Annotated in this window: 11 protein-coding genes; 8 read left to right on the forward strand and 3 right to left on the reverse strand. The window is 33.4% G+C overall.

Annotation, left to right across the window (positions count from 1 at the left end; translation table 11 throughout):
- The first annotated feature begins 23 nt into the window (after positions 1-23).
- From DFQ09_RS15005 to DFQ09_RS15025, 5 genes are all read left to right on the forward strand, one after another.
- Positions 24-2,558 carry a hypothetical protein gene (locus DFQ09_RS15005; protein ID WP_115811777.1) on the forward strand — a complete coding sequence of 845 codons (2,535 nt, stop codon included), beginning with the start codon at positions 24-26 and terminating at the stop codon, positions 2,556-2,558.
- 4 nt (positions 2,559-2,562) lie between these two features.
- Positions 2,563-3,222 (forward strand): DUF1266 domain-containing protein, encoded by a 660-nt coding sequence (locus DFQ09_RS15010; RefSeq protein WP_181897195.1) that lies wholly within the window; start codon positions 2,563-2,565, stop codon positions 3,220-3,222.
- Complete coding sequence (locus tag DFQ09_RS15015; protein ID WP_115811781.1) at positions 3,219-5,462, forward strand: tetratricopeptide repeat protein; 2,244 nt, start codon at positions 3,219-3,221, stop codon at positions 5,460-5,462. Before DFQ09_RS15010 ends, DFQ09_RS15015 begins: the two co-directional genes overlap by 4 nt.
- An 80-nt stretch (positions 5,463-5,542) precedes the next feature.
- Positions 5,543-7,450, forward strand: coding sequence for a tetratricopeptide repeat-containing sensor histidine kinase (locus DFQ09_RS15020; RefSeq protein WP_245940370.1), 1,908 nt, complete (start codon positions 5,543-5,545; stop codon positions 7,448-7,450).
- Positions 7,451-7,456: 6 nt separating this feature from the next.
- Positions 7,457-8,092 (forward strand): response regulator transcription factor, encoded by a 636-nt coding sequence (locus DFQ09_RS15025; protein WP_115811785.1) that lies wholly within the window; start codon positions 7,457-7,459, stop codon positions 8,090-8,092.
- A 72-nt stretch (positions 8,093-8,164) separates the two neighbouring features.
- Here the strand turns inward: DFQ09_RS15025 and DFQ09_RS15030 are convergent, their stop codons facing one another.
- Positions 8,165-9,157 carry a hypothetical protein gene (locus DFQ09_RS15030; protein WP_115811787.1) on the reverse strand — a complete coding sequence of 331 codons (993 nt, stop codon included), beginning with the start codon at positions 9,155-9,157 and terminating at the stop codon, positions 8,165-8,167.
- Between the two features lie 149 nt (positions 9,158-9,306).
- On the opposite strand from DFQ09_RS15030, the gene DFQ09_RS15035 reads away from it, so the two are divergent.
- On the forward strand, positions 9,307-9,702 hold the full coding sequence (locus DFQ09_RS15035; RefSeq protein ID WP_020894857.1) for a hypothetical protein: 396 nt from the start codon (positions 9,307-9,309) through the stop codon (positions 9,700-9,702).
- Between the two features lie 147 nt (positions 9,703-9,849).
- Here the strand turns inward: DFQ09_RS15035 and tssD are convergent, their stop codons facing one another.
- Both tssD and DFQ09_RS15045 read right to left on the reverse strand, forming a co-directional pair.
- Positions 9,850-10,242: a type VI secretion system tube protein TssD gene (gene tssD / locus DFQ09_RS15040; RefSeq protein ID WP_115811789.1), complete on the reverse strand. Its 393-nt coding sequence runs from the start codon at positions 10,240-10,242 to the stop codon at positions 9,850-9,852.
- A 17-nt stretch (positions 10,243-10,259) separates the two neighbouring features.
- The gene (locus DFQ09_RS15045) at positions 10,260-10,949 is read right to left on the reverse strand and encodes a hypothetical protein (protein WP_115811791.1); all 690 of its coding nucleotides are present in this window, start codon (positions 10,947-10,949) and stop codon (positions 10,260-10,262) included.
- A 751-nt stretch (positions 10,950-11,700) separates the two neighbouring features.
- Between DFQ09_RS15045 and DFQ09_RS15050 the strand changes: the two genes are divergently transcribed.
- Entirely contained in the window at positions 11,701-13,338 is a 1,638-nt protein-coding gene (locus DFQ09_RS15050) for a tetratricopeptide repeat protein (RefSeq protein ID WP_115811793.1), read from the forward strand.
- Positions 13,339-13,444: 106 nt separating this feature from the next.
- Positions 13,445-15,712, forward strand: a complete 2,268-nt coding sequence (locus DFQ09_RS15055) for a T9SS type A sorting domain-containing protein (protein ID WP_115811795.1) — start codon at positions 13,445-13,447, stop codon at positions 15,710-15,712.
- Positions 15,713-16,022 lie beyond the last annotated feature (310 nt).

Here is a 16,022-nt window from a genome sequence, read left to right on the forward strand (position 1 = left end):
AAATTTTGAACAATCTCTAGCAAATGTCTGCCATTTTTAAAACACATATTATCCCAAATCTAAAGCTCGATACTTTAGAAGCTTCAGAAACAAAAGGCCTACATCAGGTTTTAGAAATATTAGAAGCTACAGACACGGATGTTTATAAAAACATAAAAAATAATAGTGATTTCAGCGGAATTACTACTGATTTCACAACGCAAGTTGCGCAACAAATTTACTTTCATCCTAAACGTTATGCCAACACCACAGAAGGGATTTCTTTTGTAACGGCTTGGTTGCCTTTATTAGAAAAAGATTTTTATCCAGATGAAAAAAGCACAAAAAAACTAGTTGAATTTCTGACTTTTAATCTAGGGTATTTTCAGTCGGAAGCCTTTTCTGAAACCATAGAACAGCAACTTTTTCAAGTTATAAAGATTTTGGTTGAAAGTCCATCGGAAGCCGCACTGCCTATCGTTCAGTTTTTAATGCAACGTATTTTTGACATTCGTGATGTGTTGAGTTCTGACTATCTCATTCAGAATTGCTTAAAGCACAATTTACTTTCCGGAACTTATACCGTAAAACAAGACGACGAGACTATAAGTACGTTTCCTTTCACCATAGATTCCAACTTTATTAATTGTTTTTTTGAAGGGAATTGGGAACTGTTTATTTATAAATTCCATCAATTATTACCGGTTGGTCGTGTGTATGAGAAATCAGCTTACGATATTATAACCCCTTGGTTCAGTAACGATTTGGCCGCTTTTTACGAAGCTAACCCAAACAGTGCTTTGACTGCAATTGAAGCTTTAAAAGAGCGTTTAATTTGGGCAGATGCTCAAAGTGACGCCCTGTTACATTTAACAACTGCTGAAGGGAATTACCCGTTAATGCAGACATTGGCGAACAAAAAGTGGGATTCTGGAGATGTGTTATTATTCAATACGCGAGGCACAAGCCTTCCGAAGGAACAACAAGATGCAGGCTATATTAATTTTTTAGACTGGTTAATGGCCGATAGTGGTGCCAATTTAAACTCGGAAGCTTTTAAAGATTACGGTATTAAAATTTTAAGCGAAAATACCGCTAACAATTTACCTATAGAATGTATTCCGTTTTGGTTTAAAATTGCGCATCCGCAAACGGGATTTAAAAATCATTCTGAAACCTTCAACACCCTTTTTTCTAAATTATTTTTAGAAGATGATAGTTTCGACTTACTACCCACAATGCGATTAAAAGGAAAAGATGTTCAGGTTACAGGACCGTTTGTAATTCGCAGCATAGCACAATCGCATTCAAACGTATTGCTTTGGTTTGAACGTTTACAAAATGAAGGTCTAAAAAACCCTTTAAATCAGTTTTTAATTAGAGCCTTTTGCGATGCTGGCGAAGCTTTATTAGAATTATTTACTGCGAAAGAGCAAGAACATTTACAACGTTTATTATTAAACTTAGCTTACGCTACACGTGATGCGAGCGCTATTGTTAAAGCAAAAAACATTCCGTTTATTGCAGAAACTTTAGGGTTTTTATGTGTAGAATCAGGAAACTTTACACGCGTTAACGAAATTTGGGCACTTAAAGATTTAGATGCTAATGCGACTGATGTTTGTAACCAATTTGCGCGCAAACATTACATCAACGAAAATCGTCCACTAACCCTAAATACTATTCAAGCTTTGTTTAATTATTTAGGCGATTATTATTACAGCTTAACAAAAGAAGCCGTTTGGGTTCCTGAAGCCTTAACCACACAAGGTACACGCATAGCGCAGTACTTTAACCTTCATAATGAAGATGTTGGTTTCTTTATACACCGCCTGATAAACCGTGTACTTAGTTTTCATAAACGTTGTAAAAGTAAGGAAACCACCAATCCTATTTTTAAATCTATTTCCGCAGATATTGAAGTCTTTTTAACCGATTTTCTAGGGAAATTGAATAACGAAAAACTTCACCTAAACACCATCACACAACTATACGAATATAGTAATAGCGACGATTCTCGTTTCAGTAGTAATGATGCATTATACGACCAAATTGAAAGTTATAGTCAGTTTGTTTTAGAAACCGAAGCAACCGAGACTGAAGAAACCACAGAACAAGACGCTGAGGACACTCAAGAATCAGAATCCGCAGAGGAATCTATAAATACTATTTCGACTTCAAAAATTGATATAAATGCTATTGAAGTGAATCAGCATTATGTAGAGGCGCTACTTAACAATTTAGAAACTTATAAAACGGCAGGTTGCGAAAGCGAATTGTTAGACTTTTTCAACACGCATATTGACGATTTAAAAACCTGGTTAACAAATGACAAAACTGGTTTAGAAATGCGTTTTGGTCAAATATTATATATGACTTTATTAGATACCGATTTAGCACCCGGAACCGCATTAGAAACTTACGGTAACCTTAGCAAAAACATTTTTGTACACTTGGTAAAAGGGAGCAATTTAGCCACCTCTTATGCTATGGGATTAAAGACGATTGCAAAATCTGGAGCGTATTCAGAACCATTAGCCAACGCACTATTGCAAGTGGCAGACCAAATAAATGCTTAATATAATGACACAAGATATCACACCCGAAATCCAAGACCAATTAAATTTATCGGCCTTGATTTTAAAGAAAAACCATAAGCAAGCTAACTTAAGCAGTTGGTCTGGCTTTAACTTAGACGATAAAATGCACGTGAAGCAAGCCGAAAGATTATTAACCATTTTAGGTATAAAATCAGGCTTACATTTGCGCAATAGTTTAATGCGTTACGAAAGCGGATTAATGGTTTCTCAAGCTTTTGAAAAATTAGCTTCTGAATTTAGAAATGACACCACAAAAACGTTTGAAGCCAAATACCAAGCGTTAAATAACCCGCAAACACAAAACACCTATAAAATGGTGTGGAAATACCGTTTTAGTTTAAAAAAACAAAAACTAACGGGGTACGAAATGGCAATGTCTATTTTTCAAATGCGATTAGGATTGGTGTTAGGTTTTATCACTACCGAAGAAATAATTTTACGCTTAGAAGAAGTTAATGCTACCGTAAAATCTACATTTTCAAGTTGGGGAGAATTCCATAGAAATGTGTGTATAGGAGATGAATTCATTTTAGGAGCTACAGAACAAGACGTTAGTGTATTTCCAAATATGACCACCTTATGGGACCACTATCAACGCTTACATATTGAACACGCCGATTGGTTTAAAAACTGGAACAAATGATTATATCATCAAACGACATCATCAGCTACATAGAGCGCGCAGAAGCGCATTATAAAAATAATCAGTACCAGGCATTACAATCAGTAATTGGTGATATTCAAGAATATGTAACTTTACTCAGCGAACCCGAGGATTTTGCTAGATATTACCGCATTTATATGTTGTATCTAGGCGTTTACGAAGAAATGAATATGCCGGTCTTAAAGTCGTATTTACAAGGTTTAATAGATTACGGACAAGTACAAGCATCAGATTTTGAATACGTCTGTAGCTTTTACGAAGCATGTGAACAAAGTGTCTACGAGGATGCTTTAGTTCGTTATCCGTATAACGATACCATACAATTGCATTATGCTTTTAAATTGCAAAATGAAAAACGCTACCAAGACGCCATTTTGGTTTTAAAGTACCTTTTAGAGTGCTATCCTGCCTTAACAGAAGCTCGTTTTTTACTTTGGGATATCCAAGCTGCGCAGTTAGAATACATCCGTGATTCTGATGAAGAGGCAGATTGTAATGAATTGTTAGATTTAGCTTCCGCAACGCATAATAAATCCGTTTTAAAAGGCTTACAACTTGATGAGCGTTTAGATTTACCTAGCCAAACCCTAGCCCATATGCACGTGGCAATGTGGGAAAACAAATCTATAGATAACAAAGCCTTGTGGAATTCTGAATGGAAACATTTAGAGATTACAGATAGAACCCGTATGCTGTTGGTCGATTATTTTCAATCGTTTATGAGATACGATATGGTTTCTCAAATTATAAAAGATCCTGGCGAACCACAATTACCGGAAGAAGACTATAGTAATTTTGAAGAGTTTAAAGTCTATATGCAAGATTTTGCAAACTCGGGATGGCAATTGGCGCAGCATTATTACTTACGCTATGGCGATTCGGCTTACTATCATACCAAAGATAGAAATGTTTTAAATCAATGTGTACAACAAGGTTTAACTTTGAATCCTAAAAACCCGAACCTATTCGTTTTAAAAGCACGTGCTTTTTTCTTTGTTAAAAATTATAAGCAAACCGGAGAAGCCTATCACGAAGCCTTTAGAAACGGCCTTAGAATGAGTGAGTATCTATTTTATTTACTAGAAGTGAATAGCCGTATAGAAAGCTGGCAAGGGATTTTAGATATTGTTGAACAATTTCATAGTAGACAGCCAGCAACGCTTAAAACCTTATTTTTTAAAGCACGTGCTTTGGTGAAATTTTCTCGGTTTGATGAAGCACTCGTTGTTATAAATGAAGCCCTTGAAGATTTTCCTTTACCACCACATTCTTATGCGCCTTGGTTGTATAACTTAAGGATGATTATTCATATGAATAATCAGAACTATACCGCGTTTTTTGAAGACATGCAATCTGAAATAAATTATTACAAGATTGGTGATTCAGATTACTGCAGCACTATGAACTTATGTGTGGAAGCCCTTTTAGAAATGGACGATTATAAAGAATGCCATAAATATGCCATTTATAATCATGAACAAGGACAATTAGCGCCAGAATTGTATCCTGTCTTTAAGTGGATTTGTTATTATGATTATTTACCCAAACCTGAAGATTTAGCACCAGCCTCTGAAGCGGATTTGGTTAAAATGCCAACAACTTTTATAGACTTTAGAAACAATGGTTTAATCCACTGGATTCTGAAGAATTTTGATGCCGCAATAGGCAATCTTAGTCAAGCTGCACATATGGCAAATAATAAAGCATTTTATCTTAAAATGGTAGCGAGTTGTGCCGAAGATAGTTTTGATAATGCAGAAGCCTTATCGGCTTACAAAACTGCAAAGGAACAAGCCCCAGAAGCAAGTGATTACAAAACGTTTTTTAAGCTTTACAATTTCTACAATGAAGAAAACGAGCCGAAAAAAGCCTTAGAAACACTTCAGCATTCCATACAAAGTTATCCCGATTACACCTTTTTTGATTTCCCGAAAGATGAATATAATATGATGTTGAGGAGCCATAAATTACTCTCTCAACAATTAGAAGATATAGAAGGTTATATCAAATACAGCGCTATGTTTTTAAGTAAAGACCAACCATCAGTTCAGGCCTTATATGATCAACTAACACATATAAAAACCCATTTCTCGTCGGACGATTTTTTGCTACACAATGTATTAGAACAACTTTTACAATACGATGAAGATTTTGGTGAAGAGGAATTGGAATTGTTAAAAAATGTCAAATCTAGCATTATCACGTCTTATTTCACCTAAAGGTATTAAGTTTACACCATTTAATGACGTTGTTCCCTACATCTTTTATTGTCTCTGTCTGCCTTGTTCTAGGCATAACTTTGTCGACCTCTGCTCAAAATACAGATAGCATTATATTAGACTCATTATCTAATGTCTATGGTGAGCATGTGCATACTAAACCGCAAATAGCAAAGGAAGCAGCACTCCAATGGCTTAAAGAAAGTAGGCGTTTAAATGAAAACCTTCAAGAAGCTAGAGCACTATATGCCTTAGGTAATTTGGGTAACATTACTGGCGATTACAAAAACACAATAAAGTACACCTATGAAACCATTGCGCTACTTAAAGAATTACGTATAGAAAAAGGCTTAGCCGCTTGTTATAATATACTAGCCTCTGCCTATAAAAGTTTGGGAGAATACCCAAAATCCATCGACAACTATATGGAGTGTTTGCGGTATGCAAGACGAACGAGTAATCAAGTACAAGAGGCTAACGCTTATCAAAATATTGCGACTTTATATTTACTCCAAAAGGATTATAAAAAATCTGCCGAAAATTTAGATAGAGCTGCAGATTTGTATCGAACTATTGGCGATGATGATGGTGTACTCACTACCCTATTCAACTTTGCAAATATCCTCAAAGAAGAAGGTAAATTTGATCAGGCACGAAAACATTATCAAACTGTTTTAGACTACAGATTAAAAGAAGGAAATAAAGCGGTTGTTGCCTATGTAAATATTAATTTATCCCAAATGTTGGTCGTAGAAGGTAAATGTACAGAAGCCATAATGGCTTTAAAGAAAACATTGGGGTTATTAGAAGAAGTTAAATTCAACTCAGACATTGCTATTGTATTAAACGATTTGGGGCTTTGTGAAAGTAAATTAGGGAATACCAAATCGGCTATAAATTATTTTCAACGCGCCTTAGCCATTGGAGAAGAACAATCATTATTACAATATAAATCTGATATTTATAAAAATTTAGCGCAACTCTATCAAAAAGAAAACAATTACAAAAAAGCATTAGAATTTTATAAAAAAGGAGTTACAAGTGTTGCTGATCAGAATTCCTTAGATAAGGAGAAATACGTCGTAACAATTCAAGAACGCTATGAAGCAGAGTTAAAAGAAGCCCGAATTCAACTTTTAGAAAAAGAACAAAAACTAAGTGAAGCCGAATTACAAAAAGTAGAACTTACTGTAAAACGACAAAAACTCATTAGAAATGCACTTATTGCTGGATTTATATTTGTACTACTCACCTTAATAATACTAAGACTTTTCTACATTCAGCGTTTACATGCGCAAAAAGAATTGAGTTTACAACAAGAAGAAAATGCCAAACAGCAGCTAAAAAAAATGATAAATGATCATAAATTATCTGTTATAGAGCGGTACCAAGAAGGACAAGAAGAGGAACGATCGCGCTTAGCTCGCGAAATTCATGATGGCATTGGAAGTGATTTGGCAAGTATAAAAATTGCTTATGAGCATTATACAGAGCACCAGAAAGAAGATCCTAAATCTAAACGTATTGCAGCAGCCATAAACAATGCATGTATCGATGTGCGTAGTCTGTCGCATCAATTACACCCACTGCCCTTTTCAAAAATAGGTTTTACAAGTTTCTTAAGTGATTTTATTGATCAGATCACAAAAAGATCAGATATTAAAATTCAAACCTTTTTCTTTCCTGAAGAAGACATTGATTTGTTATCAGAAGAACTTTTGGCGGATGCTTATCGCATTGTTCAAGAATTAATTAATAATATTTTAAAACATGCAGAAGCCTCGCATGTAGATGTGCAACTCACCAAGCATAAAGATCATTTAAATATTGTAGTTAATGATGATGGTATAGGCTTTCAAAAAAATAAAAAACAAGGCATAGGACTCCGAAATATTAAGGAACGTTTACAAAAAGTAAAGGGCACTTTAGATATTGATAGTAATTCTGGGCATGGCACCTCAATAACTATAGACATTCCCATAAACTAATACATTGTGAAAAAAGCAAATATAATAATAGCAGACGACCACTTAATGTTCCTTGAAGGTATTAATACCATTTTAAGCGATATGCAAGAAATAGGTGACGTGCATTTAGCAACCGAAGGAAAGCAAGTACTTAGATTACTCAATCAGTTTGAAATTGATTTAATTATTAGCGATATAAGTATGCCAAAAATGGATGGCATACAGCTACTTACAGAACTAAAGAAAAAACATAATAATGTAAAAATTATAATGTTGAGTATGTTAGACAATCATAGAACCGTGCATAAAGTGATACAAAAAGGCGCGGATGGTTTTGTCCCGAAATTTACCAGTAAAGAAGAATTACAAAAAGCGGTTAGGACAGTATTAAATGATGAACAGTATTTTTCGGAGATTATAAAACAACGCTATTTGGAAAGTGTGTTTGAGCGAAAAAAGTATAAAAACATAGAATTATCTCCGCGTGAAAAAGAAGTTTTAACCCTTTTAGGAGATGAACTGACCTCAAAGGAAATTTCAGAAAAATTATTTATTTCTGTCAATACAGTAGAAACCCATCGGAAAAATATTCTCTTAAAAACAGGCTCTAAAACCACAACAGGTGCTGTAAAATATGCCATTGAATCTGGCCTGTTTGATTAATAGAAACATTGGCTTGTATACTAAAATTCAAGCCGATGTGATGTACTCTTAAAAACGTTTATTAGAACCCTGTTATTTTATTCTAATCCCTTCCGCTTCAACGGTGTCCAAGATTTGTCTTAATTCTTCACGGTAAGACATGGTATCATTCTCATCAGTTAATAATTCACCACGATAGATAAATTTAGTTTCTAAATCAAAATACACAACGTAAAGTCCTGTTTGTGGATTTCTCCATTTACCTTTTCCTTTATTTACAATCCGTTTATCTTCTAAATACTGTACCCAAGCCCCTCTAGACAAAGTCGATTTATCCATATATATTTTACTGTGCTCCGTTGTTTTATAATAAGGATATGGTGTTTCTAATTTAGCCTGTATGTTTTTTAGAATCATTGTTTTTAAAGTTTCAAAACCAACTGCTTTTTCGGACAATAACATTGGTTTAGCATGCCATTTACTGTCTTCAACTTCTAACGGAATAATCATAAAACCTTCTGGATGACTAGTTGTTCTAATTCGTAAACTAAATTGATAGGCCGATTCTAACTCTTCAATAGATTGACTTAACCTATCTATAAAACGTGCCACGATAGCTTCCAGTTCATTTGGTTTTATATCTGTCTTAAAATTTAAATCAATAATTTCTGTAGAAAACTTTATTTCAGGAATTTCTTCTTTAAAATCGGCAATCACCGCTTGTCTGGTTTCATAACGTGTTAGGGCACGTTTATATAAATCATCCACAGTCATTGCGTCTGCAATAGGATACATGGGTAAAGTGTCGTTTTCTAATATATTTTTAAGATTAAGATGCGTATAAAATTCTATTTCCGGAATGTCCTTATCATAAATTAGCATCCCATACATATTAGGATCCATAGTTGCGGCATTAAAAAATAGACTTAAATCACTATAAGCCAATTTTCCTTTGTATTTGTTTTGTAAATATGCTTCTAAATTACGTGCTGCTTTTTTTTTAGGAATTCCAATATATTTGGAGCATCCCGCTAAAATGAGTACTAATACTAGAAGACAAATAATAGATATAATTGTAATTTTCATTGCTTTTAAGTTTGAAACTTAAATGTAGAGCAATCTATTAGCAAAGCACTCACGGAATTCAGTGAGTTTTTTTATTCCCTTATTCAGGGTGTTTTTCAACCTATTACTTCCAATACCTTTGAAGTATTAATTAAATTAAAATAACGATTATGGGATTACAAGAAAAAAGAGCAGCAAAATCTATAGAAGATCAATATTTAGCTGATTACCAACAAGAAATTAATGAAATCGTGGGTAAAGAATTGCCAATACATATTAATTGGGACACCTTTGAATTAGATTTTATAAAGTTTGTGCCAAGTGTATGTTTACAGCGCCTTACAGATGGTATAAAATTGGTTTGTAAAGACGATATGGGTAAAGAGGCCATGGCAGAAAGTGTGACTTCTATTGAAGTATACTGCATCCCAAATGAAGGTGCTGAAGCTAAAAAAGAATTAAAATTAGAGGATGGTGTATTTTCTTTAACAGCATGTTGGGGTGGTCACCACAGTGGTTATTTTATAGATTTAACAATCCGTGAATATTTAGAAAATAATTTATAGTTTTAAAGCTATGATCAGAAAACAAGGAGAAGCTAAGATTGGTTTTCTCCTTTTTTTATGAGGTAATAAATGACTCTTAGTAGAATACAGAAAAGCCTTTAAGTTAATTTCTTAAAGGCTTTTCTGTATTTATGGGGAAACTTTTTACTAGTTTAATCTCACAGTATTAAACGTTACACCCTTCATAACCATACTAAAGTATGCATCGCTATGCGCATTATATTCAGAAAAAGACTGACTAAAACTGACCACAGTCGCCTTATCAAACTCTATAACTACAGAAGCTATTTCTTGATCTCTATGATAAACCTTAGCGCTACCAGACCATTCTCCAGGTTGGTTAGAAATCCATGCCATAAATAAAGGATCATTAACCATTTTTGTTGTCCCTGAAAAATTTACGTCTATCGGTTTTTTTTCTTCAGTATAATAATCATTATTAAAACTATAGTCACAATGACTTAAGACAAAAGCTTTTTCTGTATTATTATCTTTTCTTATTAATAATTCTATTCGGCTAACCACGTTAGAGTCTTGCATATTGTTTTGTTTTAGTGTTATAAAAATTTTTCGATTTGATCTTGCAGCTGTTTCGCTTTAATAAAACTCTTTAAACCTTTAGAAGTATCTATGGTGACAGTAACAACCTCTTTATCCCTTATTAAGTTATTCTCGCTCCCCAAACAGAAGTTAATAGTGGAAATGGCCTCTGTAAACGCTGCTTTTGCTAAGTGATCTGTTGCTATTTTAAAAAGTGTATCTTTTAATAACGGTACAACTTTTGAAGCATAAAACTTATCCAAATCTTCTGGAGTTCCATCATGCACATAAACTATAGAAATTTCTTTATCTAAAGCGACTTTAATTTCTAATTCTAAATTTTTAATATCTTTTTTAAGCTGAAGTACCGTTGGTATATCATCAGCATCTGGAGTAAAAGGAATGTTTCCATCCGATAAAAGGTAGGCATGCTTATTTATGTTGCTCAAAGAAATAGAAGAAATAGAATGGACTTCTATATATTGAAATTGTGCATCGCGATCATAAATATCACATAATAAAACTACTTTTTTTTCTGCATCATAGTTTACAAAAAATCCAGAAGCAGTATCAGAATGTGTAGAGATTGCAACCTTAGGCATGCGCGGTCTTTCTTCTTTTCTTTCTATATCTGCTATTTCTTGTACTATTGCTAAAACCTCATTAGTATCTAATACAGGTAACTGTAACATTGTTTTAAAATCCATAATTGTAAATTTTTATTCCTTACAAAATTGAACATTTAAACACATACTTTTCTAACCGTATTCAGGGATATTGTATCATTATCATTTTTTTTACAAACCATATCACACCAAGTAACATCTACAAAATTGGGTTTAGACGCTTTAAAGGATCGTAGTGTAAAGGTTAAGCGAAATTAAATGTTGAAATTTTTTAAAGCTTAATTTAGAACGAATAATTGAATGAGTAATGAAGCAAATAAAAGAACCATAAGCCTAATTAACATACGGATACATAATTTCAATGCTGTTCGGTTAACAATAGACTTGCTTTTTTTTTTTGCCTTCTAAGCAGGCGGACCTAAGTTCTAATCCTGGTGCGATCACAAAAAGCCTTAATGGCAATGTTGAGGCTTTTGTGTTTTTAACAAATAGTTCTATAAACCTTAATAATAAAGAGGTACGCTTTTTTAATACGCGTTAAAAACAGATCTCTCCCACCCACAAATTATGATCAAATATCAGTTAATAATTAAAATTATTTCATGCAAGTTTTCAGAATCACACACACTTTACACACACAAATTATTTTTTTAATAAAATTTGATGCTCGTTTTTAATGATCCATACTACTTCTTGTTTTTAAACAAAAATTGTATTTGATAATAATCTCGTTTTCCCTACATAATCAGCGGAGGAGAGTAAATAGATTTATTGTATAATTAATATTATCCTTACATTTATCTTTTACTAATGTTGGTCTATCCTAAATCCTATGCGTTTTTTTAGCAACTATTTTATATTATTTTTTTGCCCTTTACTATCCTCCCAAAACACTGCACAATTAGACAGTTTATTAAGGAAAGGGATTGAGGCTCGGATTGAAATGCAATATCCGCTATCGCTAGAGATACTAACTAATGTACGAACTGTTGCCGAGGAAAACCAATGGTATAAACAGCAATTTTTGGCCTTAAATAATATTGGCACCAACTATTATGCTATGTTGGATTACGGCGAAGCGCTAGACAATTATCTCGAAGCATATACCATTGCGTTAAAACATTTGGATAATAATGAAGAGATGATAGTTTTAAACAATATTGCCATCCTTTATAGTAAAGAAGGTGATTTGCTTAAGGCTCAAGAATATTTTTTAAAAGCATATGTACAAGCAAAAGAACATAATGAAAGTATTAAAATTGGTATTTATGCCGTTAACTTAGGTATTGTTGCCAACCAACTTAACAGATTGGATGAGGCAACGAATTATTTGAAGGAAGCAAATGAAATGCTACAACATAAGCCATCAATCGCTATTATTGGTGATATTGCACTGGCTGAAAATAAATATAAAAGAGGAGAGTTTCTAGTGGCACAATCCTTAGCACAACAAATATTACCAAAACTAGACCCAATTGCCAATATTGAAGAACGCGTGTTGCTTCTTATTCTACTATCCAACATTGCAAAAGATATTGATGAAGGCGAAAATTCAATTTTATATGCCCAACAAGCGCTGCATGCAGCAGAAAATTATGAAAATAAAATAATGGCATACGAGCAACTTGCCACTGTTTATGAAAAAAGCAAGTTGTACAGTAAAGCACTGCGAGCCAAAGACTCTCTGATTTCGTTGAATGCATCGGTTAATAATATGAAGAACGGCAAACTATTTGAAACCAATAGGGTTAAATTTGAAATTGCAGATTACCAACGAGAATTAAAACTTAATAAGGAGCTAAACCAAAGGGAAACAACGACGCTTTACGGACTTTTGGGTGCTGCTATATTGGTCATTTTTCTAATTGCTTGGGCATTAAGGAATATGTATTTAAAAAACAAGCAACGCAAAATACTTAATAAACGTAGCAAAGAAATAATAAATTTGGAACTTCAAAAAAAGGAGAGTGACAATTTACTTTTGGAAAAACAGTTAGTTGCAAAAGAAACTATGGCACTACTAGAGCAAGAACGGTTACGAAATGAAATTGAAAATCGGAACCGGAAACTTGCAACAAAAGCATTACAAATTTCAAGCAGAAATGAGTTATTAAAAGAAGTAATTAATAGTCTTTCAGGGCAAACAGAAGTAACCAAAAATGCATTGCTATCAAAAAAAGTAAAAGAGTTGAAAATGCTTTTGAAAGGTGATGCAGAATGGGAGAGTTTTCTAACACATTTTGAAGAGGTGAATCATGGTTTTCTTTCAACCCTAAAAAAAAATCATCCTGAACTCACTGTTAACGATATCCGTTATTTAAGTAATCTTTACATGGACCTCTCTAGTAAAGAAATTGCGTCACTTTTTAATATTACCGTAGAAGCTTCTCGTAAACGTAAAGAAAGGATAAGTAGTAAAATTGGCCTAAAGGACAGTCAGCAACTATATAGCTACATATCAAGTATTTAGCATTAGATGTCACACTTTTTATTTGAGCTGTCACAGTAATTATGTGGTAATTTCTAAGATTAAGAATTTTTGTGCATAGTATTGAATTCTAATCAAAATTAAAACCATGAAAAAATTAATTACTGCTTACCTTTTCTTTTTAAGCTTTTGTATTCAACCTATTTTTGCTCAATTCGAAGTGTTAGGTTCTGAAGATTATGGGAGAATTTTCTCTCTCACTTATGACGCCAATGTACCTAATAAGGTTTACGCTCATACTTTAAAAAATCATATATTAGTATCTACAGATAATGGAGGAAGCTGGGATATTCTTTACTCTTTGCCTATTGGTGAATCTGCCTCAATTGAAGAGATGAAACTAACTGCAGATGGTACAGGCTTAAGTTTTATAGCTATAACACCAAACCGTCCATATGGTGCTATAATGATTTATAATATTACATCGAATGAAGTTTCAAAAACTTTTAATTTGCCTAACCAAAATTTAAACGGTAATGCAGTATCATATTCTTTTTACGAAGGAGATTCCGATATATTATTAGTAGACACTAATTTAGGTCAAACGTTTTACACCGCAGATAGCGGATTAAGCTGGGAAACAGTTTACGATGCTCAAGACTATGATGCCGTGTCTATATTTAATGTTGCTATAAGCCCTAATAATCCTGAAAAATTATTTCTTGCTAGAGGTATGGAAGCTGGCTTACTTATTTCAGAAGATGCAGGACAAACATGGGAGGTTAAGCTTGACGGTGTTAGTTTAGAAGCTATAGCTTTTGACCCTTCTAATACAGAAACCCTTTTAATTGGAACAGCTGGAACTTTTGATTCTACAATTGAAAATCTATATAAATCTACAGATGGAGGCGAGACTTTCAATATTGTACCAATAACATGGACTACGGGAGTTTTAGATGGTATAAATACAATTCATTACAATCCTCTTAATCCTTCACAGATTATTATTTTGGAAGAAAATGAAATTGTAATTTCTAGAGATTCTGGTGCTACTTGGCAAAATATAGTGTATTTGGAGGATAATCCTTTAAGTTATAGTTTCGGGAAACATGCTAGTTTCAACCCACAGAACTCTGAAGAAGTACTTATAACGAGTAATTATGTCCCATTATTTTCAACAGATGGAGGTGAGACCGTTACATGGTTAAAAAGTCCATATTATGCAAGTGAAGGCAATTTGGAATTGTACTTGGACGATGAAAATGCTAATTTATATTATGGTGTGCGATTTGGTTTTGTGCATCGCGATTTGAATACAGAGTTAGAATTAGAATACAATGTTTTGCCGTTTAATTATTCGTCATCTAACCCAGGTCCAACTGTTTTAGCAGATAAAATAACAGCGAATAGAATATTTACTTTAACCCCAAGTTTCATGGGTTCTAATTTTGAAGTGAGCCATGACAATGGTGTTACAAAGCATTTTTTGACCTCCTTGTATATGAATGGGTTTACGGCGTTAGGCACCTACCCTCAAGCTAATGAAACGGTAATGGTTGCTTTTTCAGGCTTTTCGCCAAGTGATACTGTATTGAAAAAGTTTGATTTTACAGATATTAATAGTGTAGTGCAAACAGATATTACACTACCCTTTCTAGATATAATAAACGGTATCTTAATAGACAGTTCTGGTAAAATTACTTTATCTGTAGGGGTAGAAATATACTCTTCTACCGATGATGGTAACACATGGAGTAACGATAGTAACGGACTAGAAGTTATGACGTCAGATGATCTTATTTTCGATTTGAAAAGGGATCCTTTTAATGCCAATACATTAGCTATAGCAACTTCAAAGGGAATATTTATTTCTACAGATAGTGGAGAAAATTGGGTACAGAAGTCTACCGATTTGGTTTTTAAACTGTGCTTTTCAACAGAAACAGAAGGCGCTATTGTTGCCACAACCTATACATCGGAAGTATCTGAATTTTCCTTGAGTTTTTCTACGGATAGTGGTGATAGCTGGGACACTTTTAATAATGGACAATTGTTGAGTATCTCTAGCCGCTCTGCTGCCTATCAATTTTATGAAAATTCAGTTAAAGTTTATATAGGAAGTTTTGACCTAGGACTGCTTACGTACACTATAGATTTTACGTCGTTGAGTAATTCAGATTACGACAAAACAAACCAAGTTATGGTTTACCCTAACCCTGTTAATGATGTTCTAAACATAAAACTACAGGATAATGCAAGTTTTAAAGTAGCCCTTTATAATATGACCGGGCAGCAAATGCTAAATGCAGATGGTATTGAAAAATTAGACATAAGTCACCTCGCTCCTGGCATGTATTTGTTACGTGTAATTTCTAGTTCTAATAAGGTTTTCCTTAAAAAAATAATTATTGATTAATTATTATTTTATACTTTTAAAAAGCCCTGGAATTCATTTTCTAGGGCTTTTTTGGGTTAGAACCAATATATAATTATAGTCTGAATTTATATCATTTATAGAATTTCCTTTTGGATATATAATCTATCTCAAAAATCGGTTAAAAAGACGATCTTAATCTAAAGAAATTCAAAACATTATTAGGATTGTACTTTTCAAAAGCTACTCTTTCATCTTACTAGCATTTAGCTTCTGTTCCTTTGTTACACCTTAACATATAACTAATTAAGACACCCTATTCCGCAAGAGTAATTTCAATAAATATCAAACC

This window comes from Winogradskyella pacifica, assembly GCF_003386275.1.
Taxonomy (GTDB): domain Bacteria; phylum Bacteroidota; class Bacteroidia; order Flavobacteriales; family Flavobacteriaceae; genus Winogradskyella; species Winogradskyella pacifica.